A 19,482-nucleotide genomic window follows, 5' to 3' on the forward strand; every position below is an offset into this window, starting at 1 on the left:
TCGGTGGGTTCGTTCACCAGGCTGGCGGTCAAATTGCCGCGCCAGGCATTTTTCTGCTACCCATCGTCCCGATTTCCGCCTTCATGCGGGTCTTGGGATACCGGCTTGAAATCGCCAGTCAGGAATTCGGTGTGATGCGTCAGCTGCAAGGACATCTCTGCACGATCGCCATGTCGTTGGCGGTCATATCCAGCGGCCATGCAACGCCGCTGGTCGAGCCCACGCTGCACATCAAGCCCGCGGTTAGCGGAGCGGGCCACGTCGCGCTCACGCTCGATGCCTGCGGCGGACAGACCGACACGCGGATTCTCTCGGCGCTGGTGGAAAACAAGATACCAGCCACCATTTTTGTCACCGGTATCTGGCTGAAGCGCAACGCTGCGGCCGTCGCCATCATGCGGGCACATCCGGACCTTTTCGAATTGGAAAATCACGGCGGGCGCCATATTCCGGCGGTCGACACGCCGCAGAAAATCTATGGCATACGCAGCGCCGGCAGCCCTGACGCGGTGCTCGCCGAGGTCGAATCGGGTGCCGCTGCTCTTGTCAGGACGGGTGAGCCGGCGCCGAAATGGTTCCGTGGCGCAACCGCCGAATACAGCCCCTCGGCCATCGCGATGATCCGCAAGCTCGGCTTCAAGATTGCCGGCTTCTCGATCAATGGCGATGGCGGCTCGCTGCTCGGCGCCAAGGAAGCCGCCAAGCGCATCGCCGCGGCCAAGGACGGCGACGTCATCATCGCCCACATCAACCAGCCGACCCACGCCGCCGGCGAGGGCGTGGTGCAGGGCCTCCTGGCCCTCAAGGACAGGGGCATGATCTTCGTGCGCCTCGACGATGCCGATGGCACAGGCGATCACGGCACCACCGACTGATTGCGCGTTGATATTAAGGTGATGCCGGCCTGCAAATGGCTGATGCGAAGTACTCAGCCCGGCTTGGCTTCGATGCTGACCTTGCTGGCGTAGAACGCGCCGTGGTCGCGGATATCGGTCATTTCGTCGAAAGGTTTCCGATAGGCCCACATCGCGTCCTTGCCCGCCTCGCCAGCCGGCAGCACGCTCCAATAGCTGGCATCGCCCTTGTAGGGGCAATGGGTCGAGTGTTCCGTGCCGCCCAATTTGTCGAAATCGATGTCGGCGAACGGAATGTAGAAGGCGGCCGGATAAGGCGCCTCGGTCAGCACCTTGGCCTTCGATGATGAAGCGATAACCGTATCGCCGACGCGCACCGTGACAGTGCCGACATAGGACTCGATGGTGATGATCTTGTCGGGATTGCGCTGGAAGCCGGGTGCCGGGTTGGCGATCTTGTCCATGCTGGTTCCTCCTTGCCTGGCCTTAAGGTGTGGCGGACACAGCTGTTGCGCAAGGCCCCTTGGCATCGAACATGGCAGCCGCCAGCAGCCTAGGCGCGGCACACCAGCGCTGTCCGCTAAGGCTCAGGCGGCGGTTTTGAAGGCATCCAGCAGGCCGGCATAGGCGGCCGCGATGCCCGCCACTGGATTGCTGCTTCTCGAAACGGTCTCGACTTTCAGCGAGCCGCCGCCGGTCGGCAAGGTGAGCAGCAGGAACTGGCGATTGCCGCCGTCGCCGACGGATGCCGCCGCCACGTGCTGGCCTTCCCCTTCGTTCTGGACGCACATCTTGAACAGCAGCGTGCCGCCGACCGCTTCGAGCGCGCCGCCGACAACTTCAACAAATTCTTCTTCGGAAACAGTCTTTTCGTCTGGCACCAAATCGGCCAGGCTTTCCGCAAGTGTGCTCTCCAGGGCCTTGTCGTCAAGCTGCGCGTCCATGCGAACCTCTTTCAGCCGCCAATCGCACCCCTTTGCCCGTTAACGAAACTTAACGCGGACGATGGCCGGATTGTGGCGGATTTACTCGTGATTTCGTCCAATACGACGCCGTTTCCAACACGACGATTTTGACCCTCCTGCCATCTCGTCGGCATGAGCATTCAGGAGCCGAAGGCCCAAAACCCGTCAAAATTCAACCGGTTGCCGATTTTGCACGGGCTCAGAAAGTCGTCCGCCATGCAAGCGAGTGACTGGACAATCCTCCGGTTCGCTTCACAATGAACCAAAGCTACAATGCAAAAAACCTAGGGGAGGAACGAGATGCTGGGGCTGATGCAGGAATGGCCACTGCTGTGCCACAAGCTGATCGATAATGCTGAACGGCAGCATGGCGTGCGCGAGATCGTGTCGCGTTCGATCGAGGGGCCGATCGTGCGCACCACCTATGCCGACATCCATCGTCGTTCTCTTAAGGTGGCCCAGCGGCTGGAACGCGACGGTTATCGGTTGGGCGACCGCATCGCCACGCTGGCCTGGAACACCGCTCGCCATATCGAGGCCTGGTACGGCATCATGGGCATCGGCGCGATCTATCACACGCTCAATCCGCGCCTGTTTCCCGAGCAGATCGTCTGGATCATGAACCATGCCGAGGACAAGGCTGTCTTCGTCGACCTCACCTTCATACCGTTGCTCGAGAAGATCGTCGGCGCCATCAAATCGCTGAAAAAGGTGATCGTGCTCACCGATAATGCGCACCTGCCGAAAACCGCGTTGCCCAATGTCGTCGCTTACGAGGAGTGGCTCAACGAGGTCGATGGCGATTTCGCCTGGAAAACCTTCGACGAAGGTACTGCCGCGGGCATGTGCTACACATCTGGCACGACAGGCGATCCCAAGGGCGTTGTCTATAGTCACCGTTCGAACGTGCTGCACGCCATGATCGCGGCCATGCCCGATGCGATGGGCCTGTCGGCACGCGATACGATTCTGCCGGTGGTGCCGATGTTCCACGCCAATGCCTGGGGTCTCGGCCAGAGCGGGCCGATGATCGGCGCCAAGCTGGTCATGCCTGGCTGCAAGATGGACGGCGCCTCGATCTACGAATTGCTCGACACCGAGAAAGTGACCTTCAGCGCTGCCGTGCCGACGGTCTGGATGATGCTGCTGCAATATCTGGAAGAAACCGGCAGGAAGCTGCCTCATCTGAACAAGGTCGTCATCGGCGGCTCGTCCTGCCCGCGCGCGATCATGACGAAATTCCAGGACAATTTCGGTGTCCAGGTCATCCATGCCTGGGGCATGACCGAGATGTCGCCGCTCGGCACGCTGTGCACCTTGAAGCCCGAATATGTCGGCCTTGAGGGAGAAGCGCGGCTCGACATCCAGGGCAAGCAGGGCTATCCGCCCTTTGGCGTCGAAATGAAGGTGACCGACGACGAGAACAACCCGCTACCCTGGGATGGCAAGACCTTTGGTCGGTTGAAGGTGCGCGGTCCGGCTGTTGCCCGCGCCTATTATGGCGGCGCGGGCACGGAGCAATTCGACGAGGACGGCTGGTTCGATACGGGAGATGTCGCTCATATCGATGCCGGCGGCTATATGCAGATCACCGATCGCGCCAAGGACGTCATCAAGTCCGGCGGCGAATGGATCTCGACCATCGAACTCGAGAATCTGGCCGTCGGCCATCCGGACGTGGCGGAAGCGGCGGCCATCGGTGTTCATCATTCGAAATGGGGCGAGCGGCCCCTGCTGGTCGTCGTCGCCAAGCCGGGCAAGGAACCGACCAAGGCTGACATTCTCGGCTTCATGGATGGCAAGCTGGCCAAATGGTGGATGCCCGATGATGTCGCTTTCGTCGGCGAAATACCGCATACCGCCACCGGCAAGATCCAGAAGATCACCTTGCGCCAGCAGTTCAGGGATTACCGCTTGCCGACGGATTGAGGGGATGTTGCGTGTTTCGGCTTCAAGCCGTCGCAAAAAGGCACCAAACCTCCGTCCGGGTAGGGACAGCGCAGAGAACAATGGTTAGCATTCTGGAACGGCAAACGTCGAAGGCTGCCGGCTGGTCGCGGCGCACGGGCGCATTTTCAGCGGTGCTTTTGCTGACCGACTTCGTCGGCCATCGCTTCGGTCTCGTCGAGACGCCCGTATTCCTGTGGGTGCTGGGCATTGTCGCGCTGCTGGCGGCGCTGGCGCTGCTTTTTGCCGGGCTGGCCTTTTCCAGGCTATGGAATTTCGGCGACCGTGGCGGCCGCGATCTGACCGTTGGCGCCTTGCTGGCCCTGCTGGTGCTTACCCCGTATGGCGTCGCTGCCTACTGGGCGACGATCTATCCGCCGCTGAGGGACATCTCGACCGATTTCGACGATCCGCCCGCGCTCGATGTCACTGACCGCACGAAGGACATGAATGTGCTGTCTCCGTCCACGCCGGGCGAGCAGACGTTGCAGACCGACAGCTATCCACTGGTCAGCGCACGCAGCTATGACCTTCCGTTCGAGACCGTCGTCAATGCCGTCGAAACCGTGCTCGACCGGCGCGGCTGGGACCTTTCGCAACCCTATCCCGACCTCGCTGGGCAGAGAGAAGTGACCATTACCGCCGTCGCCTCGAGCTTCGCGCTCGGCCTCCCGGCTGATGTGGCGATCCGCGTGACCGATAACGGCGATATGATCATCGTCGACATGCGGTCGGCTTCGCGCTACGGCCGCCATGACCTTGGCGACAATGCCGCGCGCATCACCGAGTTCCTGGCGGAACTGGACCAGGAAGTCGCCGGACAGGTCGGGGCGGCGCCAGCCGAATAGTCATTTCCCAGCTGAACTGGCCAGCGAGAAACCGGTGAGGAGAGGCCGGGCCAGGTGCACCTATCGAGCTGGCGTGAAAATGCCGTCGATGGCGGGGGCGGCGTCTGTCGAGATCATGCCGCGCGCCACCAGATCCTCGAGATGGGCAAGCACGGACAGGCCGGCCGCACCGTGCAGCCGGGGATCGGTGTCCCGGTAGATCGCCTTGACCATGTCGGGAACCGTCCGGTCGCCGGCCCTGACCCGCTCCAGTATGGCCCGCTCGCGCATCTTGCGATGCGTCTTCAGTCCGCGCATGAAACTGCGCGGCGCCGTCACCGGCCCGCCATGGCCGGGCAGCAGCAGGTGGTCGTCGCGCCTGATTAGCTTGTCCAGCGATGCCATGTAGTCTGCCATTGCCCCGTCCGGTGGCGCGACGATGGACGTCGCCCATCCCATGACATGATCGGCCGAAAACAGGATTCCGGTTCCTTCCAGCGAGAACGCCGCGTGATTGGCGGTGTGGCCGGGGGTGAGAACCGTCCGGATCGCCCAGCCGTCGCCGGCGACGATCGCATCGTCCGGCAGCGGGATGTCGGGAAGGAAGGCCATGTCGGCGCTGGCATCGAGCGCATTGGTCTCGCCAATGTGCAACGGCCTTGCTGGCCGGTGCGGTCCCTCAGCGAGCACCGTGGCGCCGGTGCGCTCTTTCAGCCGGGCCGCCAGCGGAGAATGGTCGCGATGCGTGTGGCTGACGAAGATATGGCTGACCGGCCTGCCGGCGATCACGTCGAGCAGGGTCTGAAGATGCGCATCGTCATCGGGACCCGGATCGATCACCCCCAGCGTCTCGCGCCCCACGATATAGCTGTTGGTGCCATAAAAGGTGAAGGGGCTCGGGTTTCGGGCCGTGACGCGCTGCACGTCAGGCGCCACGTTCGCGCCCTGGCCGTAGTTGGGATCGAAGCTGGTATCGAATTTGAGGGCCATGTCGCCACATTGTTCCTGGAATGGCAAAAGCGATTGCCGCATAGCACGCAAGCCAATATAGGAAAACGCAAGAGCGCGATTGTTGGATCGCGGCAAATCGGATTGGGGAAATGACCATGGCAACTGCAACGACGATGCGCCCGCTTGTTTCTCTGGCCTTGCCGCAGGAAGGCGCGGCGCGGCTGGCAACGCAGTTTTTCCTGGCGATCGCCGGAACGCTGCTGCTGACCCTGTCGGCCAAGACCAAGGTCATGCTGGGGCCTGTCGATATGTCGATGCAGACACTCGCCGTCTTCCTGATCGCCGCCGCCTTCGGCATGCGCCTAGGCGTCGCCACTCTCCTGCTCTACATGGCGGAAGGCGCGATGGGCTTCCCGGTCTTCCAGAGCACGCCGGAGAAAGGCATCGGCATTGCCTACATGCTCGGCTCCACCGGCGGCTATCTCGCTGGCTTCGTGGTCATGGCGGCGATTGTCGGCTGGGCCGCCGATCGCGGCTGGGACCGTCACCCGATCAAACTTTTCAACGCGATGCTGGTTGCCGAGGTGGTGATGATGGCGATGGGCTTTGCCTGGCTGGCGCTGCTCATCGGTCCGGAAAAATCCTGGCAGTTCGGCGTCGTGCCGTTCATCGTCGGCGACCTGATCAAGGTTGCGCTTGCGGCAAGCCTGGTGCCGGCCGCCTGGTCGCTGCTCAAGCGCTCCTGAGTTTAGCAAGAAGCTTGGGGTTGCATAGACGTAAGGGGGTCAAGTCCCGAGGACGGGCGGTTCGGAAGAAGGTTCTGGTCACAGGGTTGCGGGCTTCATAGGCTATCACGTCGCCAGGCTGCTCCTGGAACTCGGCGACGAGGCTGTCGGCCGACAGCATCAACCTTGCTACGATCCGGTTTCTTCACCGCGTATGGCCCTTGGGGCGTCCCGACATGGTGCCGTTCCAGTTCACGAGGAGCATCCAGGAGTGGCACCAGGCGTATTTTGGTAACGACTCTACGATATATGCGAGCACTGGCAGCTGCTTTTCAGGGTTCGTATGGCTACCGTCGCTGCCGGGGGATCTTGGCATGTCAAGGAGGGCTTCTTGAAAGGAATTATCCTTGCGGGAGGCAGTGGAACACGCCTTTATCCGCTGACGTTAGCTGTCTCGAAACAAATCCTTCCAGTATACGACAAGCCGATGATCTATTATCCGCTGAGCGTGCTGATGCTCGCGGAAATTCGTGAAATTCTGGTCATCTCGACGCCGCGGGATTTGCCCGTTTTCCGAGATTTACTCGGTGACGGATCGGAGTTTGGCCTGGATATCTCCTATGCTGAGCAGCCGCATCCCAATGGACTAGCGGAAGCGTTCATCATTGGCCGCGAGTTCATCGGCAAGGACAGTGTGTCGATGATCCTGGGCGACAACATCTATTTTGGCGACGGGCTGTCGCAGCTTTGCCGCGCCGCCGCTTCTCGCGACACGGGCGCTTCGGTGTTCGCCTACCGTGTGGATGATCCTGAACGGTATGGTGTCGTCTCCTTCGACAAGGCCACCGGAACGGCGCGCACGATCGAGGAAAAGCCGCAAAAGCCGAAATCCAACTGGGCCGTCACCGGGCTTTATTTTTACGACAACACTGTCGTCGACATCGCTTCGGCCATTCGGCCTTCGGCCCGCGGCGAGCTTGAGATCACGGCGGTCAACAACGCCTATCTCGATCGCGGCTTGCTGCATGTGCATCGACTGGGGCGCGGCTATGCCTGGCTCGACACCGGGACCCATGACAGTCTGAACGACGCTTCTTCCTTCGTACGCACGATCGAGCATCGCCAAGGCATCAAGGTCGCATGCCCGGAGGAGATCGCCTTCGAGCAGGGCTGGCTGACGGCCGAGCAGGTGCTGCAACGCGCCACCCGGTTGGGAAAGAATGAATATGCCGCCTATCTGCGCCGGCGTGTCGTCGAACTGTCGGAGGGCTGAGCGTTGCAGATCAGCTCCCTCGGCATCGAAGGCGTGCTGGAGATCATTCCAAAGCAGCATGGCGATGCGCGCGGTTTCTTTATGGAAACCTATAATGCCGACCGATTTGCGCAGGCTGGACTAAAACTGCATTTCGTGCAGGACAACCATTCCTACTCCGCCGCGGCGGGCGTCTTGCGCGGGCTCCATTATCAGCTCGCGCCCCGGACCCAGGATAAGTTGCTGCGTGTCATACGCGGTCGGATTCTGGACATTTGTGTCGACATTCGCCGAAGTTCGAAGACCTTTGGCGAATGGATCTCCCTGGAAGTGTCGGCCGAAAGGGGCAACCAGATCCTGGTGCCCAAGGGCTTCGCGCATGGCTTTGTGACGCTCGTGCCCGACACCGAGGTTCTGTATAAGGTGACCGACACCTACTCGCCGGAGCATGACCGGTCGATCCGTTTCGACGATCCCGCCATCGGCATCGAATGGCCCTCGTTACCTGGCGGTTTCCAGCTGTCGGACAAGGACCTCAAGGCGCCGCCGCTGGCCGCGGCGGAGGTGTTTGATTGATGAGCGTTGCCAAAGAGAATGCAGCCAGGAAGAGTGTGGCCCAAAGAGGGTGCTGCATGGGGATAGTTGTATGAACTTTCTGGTGACAGGCGGCGCCGGTTTCATCGGCTCGGCGGTATGCCGGCATCTGTGCGCCAATCCGGTCTACCGGGTGACCAATCTCGACAAGCTGACCTACGCCGGCAATCTGACCTCGCTGCGGCCGATCGAGAATGCCCATAATTACAGCTTCGCTCATGCCGATATCTGCGACGAGAGGGCGGTGCTCGACATAATGCGCCGTGATGACGTCGATATCGTCATGAACCTGGCGGCCGAAAGCCATGTCGACCGCTCGATCGACGGGCCTGGCGCCTTCATCGAGACCAATATCGTCGGTACCTACAAGATGCTCAATGCCGCGCTCGAATACTGGCGCGGCCTTTCCGACGACAGGAAAAGCCGCTTCCGCTTCCATCATGTCTCGACCGACGAGGTGTTCGGCGACCTGCCTTTCGATGGCGGCATGTTCGTCGAGGAGACACCTTATGCGCCGTCCTCGCCCTATTCCGCCTCGAAGGCGGCCTCCGACCATCTGGTGCGGGCATGGCACGAGACCTACGGCCTGCCAGTCGTGCTCTCCAACTGTTCTAACAATTACGGCCCCTACCATTTTCCCGAGAAGCTTATTCCGCTCGTCATCCTCAATGCCCTCGACGAGAAGCCGCTGCCGGTCTATGGCGCCGGTGCCAATGTGCGCGACTGGCTGTTCGTCGAGGATCACGCGCGGGCCCTGGAACTCATCGCTACGAAAGGGCTTGCCGGCGAGAGCTACAATGTCGGCGGCAATTCGGAACGCACGAACCTCTCCGTCGTCCAGACGATCTGCGATCTGCTCGACATCAGGCGTCCCAGGGCCGAGGGCCGGCGCTATCGCGAACTGATCTCCTTCGTCACCGACCGTCCTGGCCATGACCGCCGCTACGCCATCGATGCCTCCAAGATCGGCCGCGAGCTCGGCTGGGCGCCCAGGGAAAACTTCGACAGCGGCCTGGCTCGAACCGTGGACTGGTTCCTCGACAATAGATGGTGGTGGGGACCGATCCGCGAGCAACGCTATGCCGGCGAAAGATTGGGCGAAGCCCGCAAGGTGGGCACGTGAGGCTCGTTGTCACCGGACGCGACGGCCAGGTCGCGGCAAGCCTTCTGGAGGCCGGCCATGGAAATGCCGGCGTGGAGATCGTCGCCATCGGCCGTCCCGAACTCGACCTGACAAGACCCCAGACCGTCATCGACGCCATAGCGGTTGCGAAGCCGGATATCGTGGTGTCGGCCGCTGCGTACACGGCCGTGGATCAGGCCGAGGACGAGCCAGATCTGGCCTTTGCGGTCAACGCGACCGGTGCCGGTAAGGTGGCTGGAGCGGCAGCGCGGCTCGGCGTTCCCGTCATCCATCTTTCGACCGATTATGTCTTCGACGGCAGTGCTCCCGACGCCTATGTCGAGGCCGACGCGACGGCGCCGCTCGGTGTCTATGGTGCTTCCAAGCTCGCCGGCGAGCAGGCGGTGGCCGCCGCCGGTCCGCGCCATATGATCCTGCGCACCGCCTGGGTCTACAGCCCGTTCGGCAGGAATTTCGTGAAAACCATGCTGCGGCTGGCCGCCGACCGCGACGAGATTTCCGTGGTGGCCGATCAATGGGGAAATCCCACCTGCGCCCTCGATATCGCCGACGCGATCCTGCATGCGGCGGCCACGCTGCGGCGCGACAAGAGCTTCACCGCGTTCGGCATCTATCATCTGGCCGGCTCGGGCGAGATCAGCTGGAGCGGTTTTGCCCGTCATATCCTGGACACAAGCCGAAAGCTTGGTGGACCCTATGCACGGGTGCGCGACATTGCCGCCAAGGACTATCCGACCAAGGCACGCCGCCCCGCCAATTCACGGCTGTCCAGCGCGAAGTTCGCTTCCACCTTCGGGTGGAACGCACCTGACTGGCGACAGTCGACGGAAGCCGTGGTCGGTCAGCTCCTAAGCGGGAAGGCCCGGCCGGATGACCGGGCGTCTTTGAGTACCGCCCACATCCGCTGAGCCCACAATTCGAAGCCGAGCTTTATCGTGACACTCAGCGTCGACGGCTGTCGAGTTGGTGATAGAGATCGGCATACGCCCTTCCCATCCTGTCCGCCGTAAAAAGGCTGATATAGCGATCTCGGGCGGCTCGCCCCCATTTCGCTGCTTCAGCCGGCGAATCGACGAACCGCTCCATCGCTTCGCCAGTCGTTCTGGATCGGAAGGCGGAACGACCAGCCCGGTCTCGCCAGCCTTGTTCACATAACTTGTTCCCGTCCCGACTTCGCACGAAATCATCGGCTTGCCGCACATGGCTGCCTCGGCCAGCGATAGGCCGTAGGCTTCCGACCTCTGGTTTGAAGGAAAAATGAATCCAAGGCAGTTGTGGAGGAGCGCCATTCCTGCTGGTGGTCAGCCAGCGACACATTCGCGTTCTCGTGATGCAGGAAAAACTACATCCGTCCGTAAGCGTCGTCGAACCTGACGATATCGTCCTCGCCGAGATAGTCGCCGCTTTGCACCTCAATGATCACCAGGTCAATTCTGCCCGGATTTTCCAGCCGATGTTTGTGGCCGGAGGGAATGTAGGTCGACTCGTTGGTGGCCAGGAACAATTCCTGATCGCCGTTGACTATTTTCGCGGAGCCGCTGACCACCACCCAGTGCTCCGAGCGATGATAGTGCATCTGCAGGCTCAGACGCCGGCCAGGCTTCACCTCGATCCGCTTGATCTTGAAGCGCTCGCCTTCCTCCAGAACCGTATAGGTACCCCACGGGCGGTGAACCGTGCTGTGAAGCAAATGCGCTTGGTGACCAGAAGCCTTGAGGCCCTCGAACAGCTTCTTGACGTCCTGGACGCGGTCGCGGGACGCCACAAGCAGCGCGTCAGGGGAATCCACGATCACCAGATCGCTGACGCCGACCGTGCCGATGACGCGCTTGTCCGAACTCACATAGCTGCCGGTCGTGTCGACCATGTGGACGTCGCCGCGTATCCTGTTCCCGCTTTCGTCGGGAGCGATCAAATCGGCCATTGCGTTCCAGGATCCGATGTCGTTCCAATCCATGTCGCAGGGAATCACGGCAAGATTGCTCGTTTTCTCCATGACCGCGCGATCGATCGAGATCCGCGGGGCGGAGCCAAAATACTCCGGCGCGAGTTCGATTTTGGCAAAGCCTTCGCCTTCGCTGAAGCGGCCGTTCTCATAACTGTCGGAAACAGCCTGGATCACGGCGGGGCAATGCGAAGCCATTTCGTCGAGCATGGTCTGCGCGCTGAAGCAGAAGATGCCGCCATTCCAGAAGAAGCGTTTGGATGCGACATAGGCCTTGGCCGTCTCGAGATCCGGTTTTTCAACGAAACGGACGACTTTCTCGCCATCCGCCTCGATGTAGCCGAATGCCGTGTCCGGTCTGGTCGGGCTGATGCCCAATGTCGCGATCCGCCCGAGTTTTGCATGTTCGATGGCCCGGCCCATGACGCTCAGAAAGGCAGGCAGGTTGCCGATCATGTGATCCGCTGGGAAGACGCATAGAATCGCATCGGGACCGTGCGTTGCCTTGGCATGGATGACAGCGGCCGCCACGGCGGCGGCCGTATCCCGGCCTTCGGGCTCAAGCAGAAACGTGCGTGGCAGTATCACCGCATCCAGTTCGTCGAAACCGTCCTTCGTCAGAAAGAGGTGTTCCCCGGACGTGACCACAACGAGTTCCACGACACCTTTCATCGAAGCGGCTCGCAACACGGTGTGCTGAATAAGAGAATGCCCGTCTGCCACTTTGAGGAAAGGCTTGGGGTGCGATTGCCTCGATGCGGGCCATAGCCGCGATCCGGCTCCACCACTGATGATGACGGGAACCACTTTCATGACACGGCCTCTGTTTCGTTTGTCGATGTGATTGCCCGCGCCCTCTCAAGCGTCAGCGCCACGATCGCTGTTGCCCTTTCATGATTTGCAGCCTCCGAGTAGCAGCGGAGCTCCGGCGCGTTGCCGGACGGCCGCAGATGGATGATCTCGCCGGTCTGCATTCGTGCTCTGAGGCCGTCAGTCTCGTCGACCTCGGCAACAGTCCCGAAGGGCGCGAGAAATCGCTGTAGTTGATCCCGATCGGCGAGCTGAAGCATCAAGCCGCGCGAACTGTCCACCGGGAAGTTCTCGAGGCGTTCGCTGGCGCATGCCGGAAGCTTCCAGAACTCGCGCTGATGCGACAGCGTATTTCCTGTCGATGCGACCAGGCCAAGGACGGCGAGGATAGGGAGCAACGAATCGCGTGTCGGCAACGCCGTCAAAGTTTTTCCATGCAGGATACAATCCGACCCCAGGAGAACGCCGCCATTGGCCTCGAAGCCGATGACGATACGGCCGGCACGGTATGACGCTTCCATGGCTTCGATGACGAAGGGGGATCCGACCCTGGTTCTCACGACCTCGAAACCGAAGGCGTTCGAAATGCCCGAATTGGAGGTCACCGGCGTCACGACAATGTCTGCCCGCAAGAACAAAGCAGTGGCGAGGCCGATCAGGTCGCCGCGAAAGAGATCGCCGTTCTCGTCGGTGATGAGCGGACGATCGGCATCGGCATCCGTCGAAACGATGGCGTCGAGTTTGAATTCTCGAGCCCAGCCTTTGAATTTTGCCAGTGTGGCGGCGCTCACGGCTTCGGTGTCGACAGGAACGAACGTATCGGATTTCCCGACGGGCGTCACACTGGCGCCCAGGGATTGGAGAATCTCGACCAGCAGATCCGCCGCGACCGAACTGTGCTGATAAACACCAACCCTCATGCCTGAAAGGGAGCCAGCCTCCAATATGTCTTCGGCGCGCCTGCGATAGGCGGCGATCGCCTGATCGTGGTGTGCCGGAAAAGCCGTTCCCATTGGAGGCGGCGGGCAATAGGAATCCGACCGTTCAGCAGCATAATGTGCCATGGCGGCCTCGTCGGCCTTGCTGATCTCGCCATGCGGACTGTAGAATTTGATGCCGTTGCGATCCGCTGGAATGTGCGAACCCGTCACCATCAACGCCGCCAGCCCATGTTGCCGGCCACACAGTGCCAAAGCTGGTGTTGGAATGGCGCCGCAATCGATGGGTTGCAGTCCGCTTGCCGCCAGGGCCGCCATGCAGTTGGTGGCGATAGTGGGGCTGCTGTCGCGCAGGTCGCGACCTACCAGCACCCTGGCCTTCGGCTGTATTCCGCCGGCGGTCAGGCGCCATGCGAAAGCCTCGGTATAAAGTCCGCTCGGTTTGCCGACCAGTTCCGAAGCCAAGCCTCGAAGGCCACTCGATCCAAATTTCATCACTTCGCTTTGGCTGGTGAGAGGGAAGGCTGTCATATTGCAGTAGGCTCCTCTGTCAACCACAAAGCGCGTAGTGGTTTCTGGGCACCTTTAAAATAGTGCATCGGCAACGGTTCGAATATTGGCTGGAGGCTGCATTAAGCCGAACGAATGTGCATAAACAAGCCACAATTGCCTATGGCGATGGTGGCCTTCAGTCTTGCGGCCAGTCTGCAGAATTACCTTGGATCGCCCGTCAAATGTTTATAAGCGAGAACTACTTTTGCGAATGCTGTTGAACGACGTCTTGATCGGCGAACCGGGTCCAATCGAATGACCTATAAAAAAATCTCTGGCGATGACCTCAAGTCCACGCTATGCGATGGGGCGGCGGGGGCCGAAGACTTGGCTAAGAACAGGTGGCTGATGACGGATGGTATTCGATCTGGCTCCGCTTTGGTGTCAAAGTCTTCGCGCAGGTTATTCCGAAAGCGGCTGGGCATGAGACTTAACCCATTGCAGATAGTGAGTGTTTGAAAATCTGGTCGGCGCCGACGCATCGTGGCAGGCCAGGGTCTCGTGGCTTGGCCGCCTGCTCAAGGGTGAGGTTGCCGGCTCTATTCCGCTTTCGTCCTGGGGCGCATCTGAACATCCAACAGTTCACGGCGCGCTTGGTCGAGAAGCGAGCCCGTGCTACGTCGGCCGAATTGACCGGCTTCGTCCGCGGTGTTGTCGGACGGAGCTTTGTCAGGGAGCATGATCGGTCGTTCATGAAGACAGCCAAGAAAATCTTCGATCTTGCCGGTGCGGCGTTGCTGCTGGTGGCCACATCTCCTGTTCTATTGCTTGCTGTCGTTGCCGTTCGGGCATCGTCACCGGGGCCGGTGATTTTTTCCCAAACGCGGATAGGCCGCGACGGTGCGCCTTTTCGCTGTCACAAGTTGAGGACGATGTATCTCGGCACGCTGTCCTTGCCTTCGCATGAGGCGCCTGTGAGCGCCGTAACATCGGTCGGAAAGGTCCTTCGGAAGTTCAAGCTCGATGAGTTGCCGCAGTTCTGGAACGTTCTGAAGGGCGAGATGAGCCTGGTCGGGCCGCGTCCCTGCCTGCCGACCCAAACGGAATTGATCGAGTGCCGCCGGCGCTTGGGCGTTCTTGCGGCACGTCCAGGCATAACCGGTCTGGCACAGATCAGGGGCATCGACATGTCCACCCCGCAGCTCCTTGCCGAAACCGACGCAACCTATCTCCGGACGGCGTCGCTCTGGCTCGATCTGCGAATCCTGCTTGGAACGCTCTATCGCGGTTGAACAGACCACGATCCCAAAAAGTGGACGCCGGTTTTTGGAAAAGATCGTAGTCAGGCAAAAAGACCACGCTCCCAAAAGCGGGCGCCGGTTTGGATCAGGGATTAAAGAAGTCGGGATTTTTCCAACCGCGCTATTGCTGCCAACCGCTCTAGCGTGTGGGTTTCCGGCAGCCAGCCTTCTGATACGAGCAGGGAAGGGTCGCATATCTGGGTCGCGGTCATGCTATCCCATAACGGGCGCTTGCGTGCGAGGATCGCGGCTGCCCGGAGCGGTCCGGCCGGCACGGCCATCAGGCGCGTCGGCCTTCCGAAGCCGCTGCGAAAGGCGCCGACGATGGCCGCGACCGAAACAGGCGGCACATCGCTGGCGACATAGAGCGGGCGAAGCGGCTCCGGACGGTTCAGCAGATGCCATACGGCTCCCGCCGCCGACAGCGATGACAGCAGTGAGCGTTTCCCGGTCAGCGCGCCTGTCGGCAGCGGCAGGGCCGTATCGGCCAGGCGCATCAGCGTCGCCAGATTTCCTCTCATGCCGGCTCCGTAGACCGGAGGCAGCCGCAACACGGCGGCATCGGAACGGCCGTGCGAGGCATAGGCGTCCAGAACGTTGATCTCCGCTTCGCGCTTCGAGCGCCCGTAGGCGCATTGCGGATCGGGCATCGTGTCCTCGTTGATCGTTGCGCCGACGCGTGCGCCAATCACGGCCCGGATCGAGGAGAGAAGGATGAAGCGTCCGCTTGCCTGCGTGGCGGCGGCATGCGCCAACCGGCCGCTCAATTCCGCATTGGCTGCCTTGAAATCGGCTTCGGTGGTATTGCCGTCATCATTGTTCAGGCCCGCGCAGTGGACGACATCCGTAACATCCCGGGTCAACGCCAGGAAGGCCGCGGCCGGCGCATCGAAACCCGGCATCAGCATCGCGTCGGACCCTGGATCAAGTCCCTGCGGGTGGCGCGAGGCGAGGCGAAGCTCGACGCCGGCCTCACGAAGCTGATGGACCACCTGGCGGCCGATGAAGCCTGTCGCGCCCGTGACCAGGACTTTCATCGACTTGCCCGGAACGGCCATTGGGCGGCGGATGGAGGCGCCTGCTTTTCCATCGCTGGCGGAGGGATTTGGTTTTCAGTCAGGGGCGGGCGTGTCTGCTCTTCCGCCAATGGGGCCTGGCGTCCGCAAGCAAGGTAGGTTCCCGACAACAGGAAGACCATCAGCGCCATCATCGCTCGGTCGACATTGAAGCGTCTTTTCTTCAAGGCGATCAACAGGACGGACCATAGGCCGCCGCCATTGAACACAAAGCTCACTACCAATCCCAGAACCGGTGGAAAAAAGAAACAGAGGCTGGAAAAGTAAATATTGATCCGCGAAGGCGTGAGGTGCTGTCTCACAGACGAAAGCCGGTTCAAGTCTTGGGCTCGCTATTCTCGAGTAGATTCATGCGGTACATCCCGTTTAGTGAATCGAGCGTACTCCTCGAAATTGCCCGTGCATCGTGACGCATCTTGCCCGCTTGCGGAGGTTGTATAGCGGCTGAACCGTCTTTTCGATAGGGCGTTGCGGCTGGTTGTCATCGAAAATCGGCGGCCTTCGCTCCTCGATCGGGAAAGGCCTTCCAGGACCGTCGTTGCCACGCTCTCCCAAGTAATATTTTTCCTGCATTTCCCCGGATGGAGGCATTGCGAACGGAAATTTCCGGGTTCCGGCGAAAGCGTGGAAAATTCATTCTCGAACTGACCGTTGCCGGGCTCGTCTTGCATTGTTCTGCCGCGCGCCGATCTGCTAGAACGCCCGCACGAAACACTTTGTCCAGAAGCGAAGCTTGAACCGGGCGCAAAAAGGCTCGATGGTTCGGCGCAAGGTCTTCTGTCGCAAGGCATGAGAGAACGCTCACAGTCTATGACCATAGCGCTTACGCATCTGCAGCGGCTTGAAGCCGAGTCCATCCATATATTCCGCGAAGTTGCGGCCGCCTTCGCCAAGCCGGTCATGCTTTATTCGGTCGGCAAGGATTCATCCGTGCTGATGCATCTGGCGATGAAGGCGTTTTATCCCGCCAAGCCACCATTCCCCTTTCTTCACGTCGATACCACCTGGAAATTCCGCGAAATGATCGCCTTTCGCGATCAGATGGCGCAGAAGCTGGGCTTCGACCTGCTGGTCCATGTCAACGAAGACGGCGTGCGCGACAACATAAATCCGTTCGATCATGGTTCGAACACCCATACCCATGTCATGAAGACGGTGGCGCTGCGCCAGGCGCTCGACAAATACGGTTTCGATGCCGCCTTCGGCGGTGCCCGCCGCGACGAGGAAAAGTCGCGCGCCAAGGAGCGCATCTTCTCGTTCCGCAATGCCCAGCATGTCTGGGATCCGAAGAACCAGCGGCCCGAAATGTGGAAGATATTCAACACCCGCATCGCCTCGGGTGAATCGATCCGCGTCTTTCCGCTGTCGAACTGGACCGAGCTCGATATCTGGCAGTACATCCTGCAGGAGAACATCCCGATCGTGCCGCTCTATTTCGCCAAGCAACGGCCGGTGGTGGAACGCGACGGCATGCTGATCCTCAAGGACGACGAGCGCATGAAACTGCGTCCCGGCGAGGTCGTGGAGGACCGGCTCGTGCGTTTCCGCACTTTGGGCTGCTATCCGTTGACCGGCGCCATCGAATCCGATGCCGACACGCTCGAAGCCATCGTTGGCGAGATGCTGACCGCACGCACTTCCGAACGCCAGGGTCGCCTGATCGACCGTGATGAGGCGGGTTCCATGGAAAAGAAGAAGCGCGAGGGGTATTTCTGACCATGCGCCACATCATGGCCAAGAGCCTCGCCCCCACCGACAGCGTTCGCGATTACCTGGCGGCGCAAGAAAAGAAGTCGCTGCTGCGCTTCCTCACCTGCGGTTCGGTCGATGACGGCAAGTCGACGCTGATCGGTCGCCTTTTGTCTGATACCAAGCAGATTTTCGAGGATCAGCTCGCCGCGCTCGAGCGCGATTCGCGCAAGCATGGCACCACCGGCGACGACATCGACTTCGCGCTGCTGGTCGATGGTCTCGAGGCTGAACGCGAGCAAGGCATCACCATCGACGTCGCCTATCGTTTCTTTGCCACGCCCAGGCGCAAGTTCATCGTCGCAGACACGCCCGGCCACGAACAATATACGCGCAACATGGCGACAGGCGCTTCGACCGCCGACCTGGCGATCGTGCTGATCGATGCGCGACAAGGGGTGTTGCGCCAGACCAGGCGCCATTCGATCATCGCCTCGTTGCTCGGCATCCGCCACATCGTGCTTGCCGTCAACAAGATCGATCTCGTCGATTTCGACCAGTTGGTCTTCGACCGGATCGTCGAAGACTACCGGCAGTTCTCACGCGATCTCGGCTTCCAGACCATCGTGCCGATCCCGATGTCGGCTCGCTACGGGGACAATGTCAGCAGCCGCTCTGAAAACATGAAATGGTATTCCGGCCCGACGCTGATCGAGCACCTCGAGACCGTCTCGGTCGAGGAGGCGACCGTCGAGTTGCCGTTCCGTTTCCCGGTCCAGTACGTCAATCGCCCGAATCTCGACTTCCGTGGCTTTGCCGGCACGATTGCTTCAGGTTCGGTCTCGCAGGGCGATGAGATCGTCGTCGCTAAATCCGGCAAATCCTCGCATGTCAAGCGCATCGTCGCTCATGGCGGCGATCTCAAACACGCAGTCGCCGGTCAAGCCATCACGCTTGTTCTTGACGACGAGGTCGAGGTTTCCAGAGGCAACATGCTGGTTTCGCCGGCAGCCCGGCCACAGGTCGCCGATCAGTTCGCCGCCAACATCGTCTGGTTTGACGAGCATGCGCTGTTGCCGGGCCGCTCCTACATCCTGCGCACCGAAACCGACCAGACCAGCGCCACTGTCACCGACCTGAAATACCGCATCAACGTCAACGACTTCGCCCATGAGGCGGCCAAGTCGCTTGAGATGAATGAAGTCGGCATCTGCAACATCTCGGCGCGGGCGCCGATCGCCTTCGATCCTTTCGCCGAGAACCGCACCACCGGCGCCTTCATCCTGATCGATCGCATCAGCAACGCCACCGTCGGTGCCGGCATGATCGTGCACTCGCTGCGCCGTGCTGAAAACATCCACTGGCAATCGCTCGATGTCGGCAAGCGTGTGCGTGCCGACATGAAGAACCAGCGGCCTGCTGTGTTCTGGTTCACCGGGCTTTCGGGCTCCGGCAAGTCGACCATCGCCAACCTGTTCGAGAAGAAGCTGTTCGCCACCGGCCGGCACACCTATATCCTGGATGGCGACAATGTCCGTCACGGTCTCAACCGCGATCTCGGCTTTACCGATGCCGACCGCGTCGAGAACATCCGCCGCGTCGCCGAAGTGGCCAGGCTGATGGCTGATGCCGGATTGATCGTCATTGTCTCCTTCATTTCGCCGTTCAGCGCCGAGCGGCGAATGGCGCGCGAGCTGATGGCCGATGGCGAGTTCATCGAAGTGTTTGTCGACACACCCTTCGAGGAATGCGCCAGGCGGGATCCAAAGGGCCTCTACGCCCGTGCGCTGAATGGCGAGATCAAGAATTTCACCGGTGTCGATTCGCCATACGAGGCGCCGGAAAAACCGGAAATCCATCTGAAGACGCTCGGCAAATCGGCGGAAGAGATGGTAGATGCCCTGGAACACTGGCTGAATGAGCGTGACATTGCCGAAGATCAATACGACAACGGCGGCGGCATCTGACGACA

General features: G+C 60.8%; 17 protein-coding genes and 2 pseudogenes. 11 read left to right on the forward strand and 8 right to left on the reverse strand.

Going from position 1 to position 19,482, the window contains the following annotated elements:
* Positions 1-170 precede the first annotated feature (170 nt).
* Positions 171-875, forward strand: a complete 705-nt coding sequence (locus FJ548_RS02815; protein ID WP_226890677.1) for a polysaccharide deacetylase family protein — start codon at positions 171-173, stop codon at positions 873-875.
* 53 nt (positions 876-928) lie between these two features.
* Here the strand turns inward: FJ548_RS02815 and FJ548_RS02820 are convergent, their stop codons facing one another.
* Both FJ548_RS02820 and FJ548_RS02825 read right to left on the reverse strand, forming a co-directional pair.
* Positions 929-1,318 carry a DUF427 domain-containing protein gene (locus FJ548_RS02820; RefSeq protein ID WP_140776689.1) on the reverse strand — a complete coding sequence of 130 codons (390 nt, stop codon included), beginning with the start codon at positions 1,316-1,318 and terminating at the stop codon, positions 929-931.
* 123 nt (positions 1,319-1,441) lie between these two features.
* The gene (locus FJ548_RS02825; protein ID WP_140610049.1) at positions 1,442-1,798 is read right to left on the reverse strand and encodes a hypothetical protein; all 357 of its coding nucleotides are present in this window, start codon (positions 1,796-1,798) and stop codon (positions 1,442-1,444) included.
* 321 nt (positions 1,799-2,119) lie between these two features.
* On the opposite strand from FJ548_RS02825, the gene FJ548_RS02830 reads away from it, so the two are divergent.
* Together FJ548_RS02830 and FJ548_RS02835 are read left to right on the forward strand one after the other, a co-directional pair.
* Positions 2,120-3,748 carry a fatty-acid--CoA ligase gene (locus tag FJ548_RS02830; RefSeq protein WP_140610048.1) on the forward strand — a complete coding sequence of 543 codons (1,629 nt, stop codon included), beginning with the start codon at positions 2,120-2,122 and terminating at the stop codon, positions 3,746-3,748.
* Positions 3,749-3,828: 80 nt separating this feature from the next.
* On the forward strand, positions 3,829-4,614 hold the full coding sequence (locus FJ548_RS02835; RefSeq protein WP_140610047.1) for a DUF1499 domain-containing protein: 786 nt from the start codon (positions 3,829-3,831) through the stop codon (positions 4,612-4,614).
* Positions 4,615-4,674: 60 nt separating this feature from the next.
* On the opposite strand, the gene FJ548_RS02840 is transcribed toward FJ548_RS02835, so the two are convergent.
* Positions 4,675-5,583 (reverse strand): MBL fold metallo-hydrolase, encoded by a 909-nt coding sequence (locus FJ548_RS02840; protein ID WP_140610046.1) that lies wholly within the window; start codon positions 5,581-5,583, stop codon positions 4,675-4,677.
* Positions 5,584-5,699: 116 nt separating this feature from the next.
* On the opposite strand from FJ548_RS02840, the gene FJ548_RS02845 reads away from it, so the two are divergent.
* The 5 genes from FJ548_RS02845 (at position 5,700) to rfbD (ending at position 10,167) form a co-directional block, all read left to right on the forward strand.
* Complete coding sequence (locus FJ548_RS02845) at positions 5,700-6,290, forward strand: biotin transporter BioY (protein WP_140610045.1); 591 nt, start codon at positions 5,700-5,702, stop codon at positions 6,288-6,290.
* 370 nt (positions 6,291-6,660) lie between these two features.
* Positions 6,661-7,542 (forward strand): glucose-1-phosphate thymidylyltransferase RfbA, encoded by an 882-nt coding sequence (gene rfbA, locus FJ548_RS02850; RefSeq protein WP_140610091.1) that lies wholly within the window; start codon positions 6,661-6,663, stop codon positions 7,540-7,542.
* 3 nt (positions 7,543-7,545) lie between these two features.
* A complete protein-coding gene (gene rfbC, locus FJ548_RS02855) occupies positions 7,546-8,097 on the forward strand; it encodes a dTDP-4-dehydrorhamnose 3,5-epimerase (RefSeq protein ID WP_140776690.1) in 552 nt (183 codons plus the stop codon).
* 70 nt (positions 8,098-8,167) lie between these two features.
* A complete protein-coding gene (rfbB, locus tag FJ548_RS02860) occupies positions 8,168-9,238 on the forward strand; it encodes a dTDP-glucose 4,6-dehydratase (protein WP_140776692.1) in 1,071 nt (356 codons plus the stop codon).
* Positions 9,235-10,167 (forward strand): dTDP-4-dehydrorhamnose reductase, encoded by a 933-nt coding sequence (gene rfbD / locus FJ548_RS02865; RefSeq protein WP_140776694.1) that lies wholly within the window; start codon positions 9,235-9,237, stop codon positions 10,165-10,167. The genes rfbB and rfbD overlap by 4 nt, the downstream gene beginning before the upstream one ends.
* A gap of 34 nt (positions 10,168-10,201) precedes the next feature.
* Here the strand turns inward: rfbD and FJ548_RS02870 are convergent.
* From FJ548_RS02870 to FJ548_RS02880, 3 genes and pseudogenes are all read right to left on the reverse strand, one after another.
* A pseudogene (locus FJ548_RS02870) lies at positions 10,202-10,524 on the reverse strand (glycosyltransferase); the annotation flags it as partial.
* Between the two features lie 77 nt (positions 10,525-10,601).
* A complete protein-coding gene (locus FJ548_RS02875) occupies positions 10,602-12,017 on the reverse strand; it encodes a mannose-1-phosphate guanylyltransferase/mannose-6-phosphate isomerase (protein ID WP_140776696.1) in 1,416 nt (471 codons plus the stop codon).
* Positions 12,014-13,483, reverse strand: coding sequence for a phosphomannomutase (locus tag FJ548_RS02880; protein ID WP_140776698.1), 1,470 nt, complete (start codon positions 13,481-13,483; stop codon positions 12,014-12,016). The genes FJ548_RS02875 and FJ548_RS02880 overlap by 4 nt, the downstream gene beginning before the upstream one ends.
* A 713-nt stretch (positions 13,484-14,196) precedes the next feature.
* Between FJ548_RS02880 and FJ548_RS02890 the strand changes: the two genes are divergently transcribed.
* The gene (locus FJ548_RS02890; RefSeq protein WP_140776702.1) at positions 14,197-14,736 is read left to right on the forward strand and encodes a sugar transferase; all 540 of its coding nucleotides are present in this window, start codon (positions 14,197-14,199) and stop codon (positions 14,734-14,736) included.
* Positions 14,737-14,837: 101 nt separating this feature from the next.
* Here FJ548_RS02890 and FJ548_RS02895 read toward each other — a convergent pair whose 3' ends face one another.
* A complete protein-coding gene (locus tag FJ548_RS02895; RefSeq protein WP_140776704.1) occupies positions 14,838-15,782 on the reverse strand; it encodes an NAD-dependent epimerase/dehydratase family protein in 945 nt (314 codons plus the stop codon).
* A 161-nt stretch (positions 15,783-15,943) separates the two neighbouring features.
* A pseudogene (locus FJ548_RS02900) lies at positions 15,944-16,141 on the reverse strand (O-antigen ligase family protein); the annotation flags it as partial.
* 490 nt (positions 16,142-16,631) lie between these two features.
* Here FJ548_RS02900 and cysD point away from each other — a divergent pair.
* A complete protein-coding gene (gene cysD, locus FJ548_RS02905) occupies positions 16,632-17,537 on the forward strand; it encodes a sulfate adenylyltransferase subunit CysD (RefSeq protein WP_150829016.1) in 906 nt (301 codons plus the stop codon).
* A gap of 2 nt (positions 17,538-17,539) precedes the next feature.
* Positions 17,540-19,477 (forward strand): sulfate adenylyltransferase subunit CysN, encoded by a 1,938-nt coding sequence (gene cysN / locus FJ548_RS02910; protein ID WP_181168692.1) that lies wholly within the window; start codon positions 17,540-17,542, stop codon positions 19,475-19,477.
* The last annotated feature ends 5 nt before the right edge of the window (positions 19,478-19,482 follow it).

This window comes from Mesorhizobium sp. B2-4-17, from assembly GCF_006441275.1.
Classification (GTDB): Bacteria; Pseudomonadota; Alphaproteobacteria; order Rhizobiales; family Rhizobiaceae; genus Mesorhizobium.

Coding starts and splice junctions, on each gene's coding strand:
- FJ548_RS02815 (WP_226890677.1), top strand. CDS start 171: ATGTCGTTGGCGGTCATATCCAGCGGCCATGCAACGCCGCTGGTCGAG.
- FJ548_RS02820 (WP_140776689.1), bottom strand. CDS start 1,318: ATGGACAAGATCGCCAACCCGGCACCCGGCTTCCAGCGCAATCCCGAC.
- FJ548_RS02825 (WP_140610049.1), bottom strand. CDS start 1,798: ATGGACGCGCAGCTTGACGACAAGGCCCTGGAGAGCACACTTGCGGAA.
- FJ548_RS02830 (WP_140610048.1), top strand. CDS start 2,120: ATGCTGGGGCTGATGCAGGAATGGCCACTGCTGTGCCACAAGCTGATC.
- FJ548_RS02835 (WP_140610047.1), top strand. CDS start 3,829: ATGGTTAGCATTCTGGAACGGCAAACGTCGAAGGCTGCCGGCTGGTCG.
- FJ548_RS02840 (WP_140610046.1), bottom strand. CDS start 5,583: ATGGCCCTCAAATTCGATACCAGCTTCGATCCCAACTACGGCCAGGGC.
- FJ548_RS02845 (WP_140610045.1), top strand. CDS start 5,700: ATGGCAACTGCAACGACGATGCGCCCGCTTGTTTCTCTGGCCTTGCCG.
- rfbB (WP_140776692.1), top strand. CDS start 8,168: ATGAACTTTCTGGTGACAGGCGGCGCCGGTTTCATCGGCTCGGCGGTA.
- FJ548_RS02875 (WP_140776696.1), bottom strand. CDS start 12,017: ATGAAAGTGGTTCCCGTCATCATCAGTGGTGGAGCCGGATCGCGGCTA.
- FJ548_RS02880 (WP_140776698.1), bottom strand. CDS start 13,483: ATGACAGCCTTCCCTCTCACCAGCCAAAGCGAAGTGATGAAATTTGGA.
- FJ548_RS02890 (WP_140776702.1), top strand. CDS start 14,197: ATGAAGACAGCCAAGAAAATCTTCGATCTTGCCGGTGCGGCGTTGCTG.
- FJ548_RS02895 (WP_140776704.1), bottom strand. CDS start 15,782: ATGAAAGTCCTGGTCACGGGCGCGACAGGCTTCATCGGCCGCCAGGTG.
- cysD (WP_150829016.1), top strand. CDS start 16,632: ATGACCATAGCGCTTACGCATCTGCAGCGGCTTGAAGCCGAGTCCATC.
- cysN (WP_181168692.1), top strand. CDS start 17,540: ATGCGCCACATCATGGCCAAGAGCCTCGCCCCCACCGACAGCGTTCGC.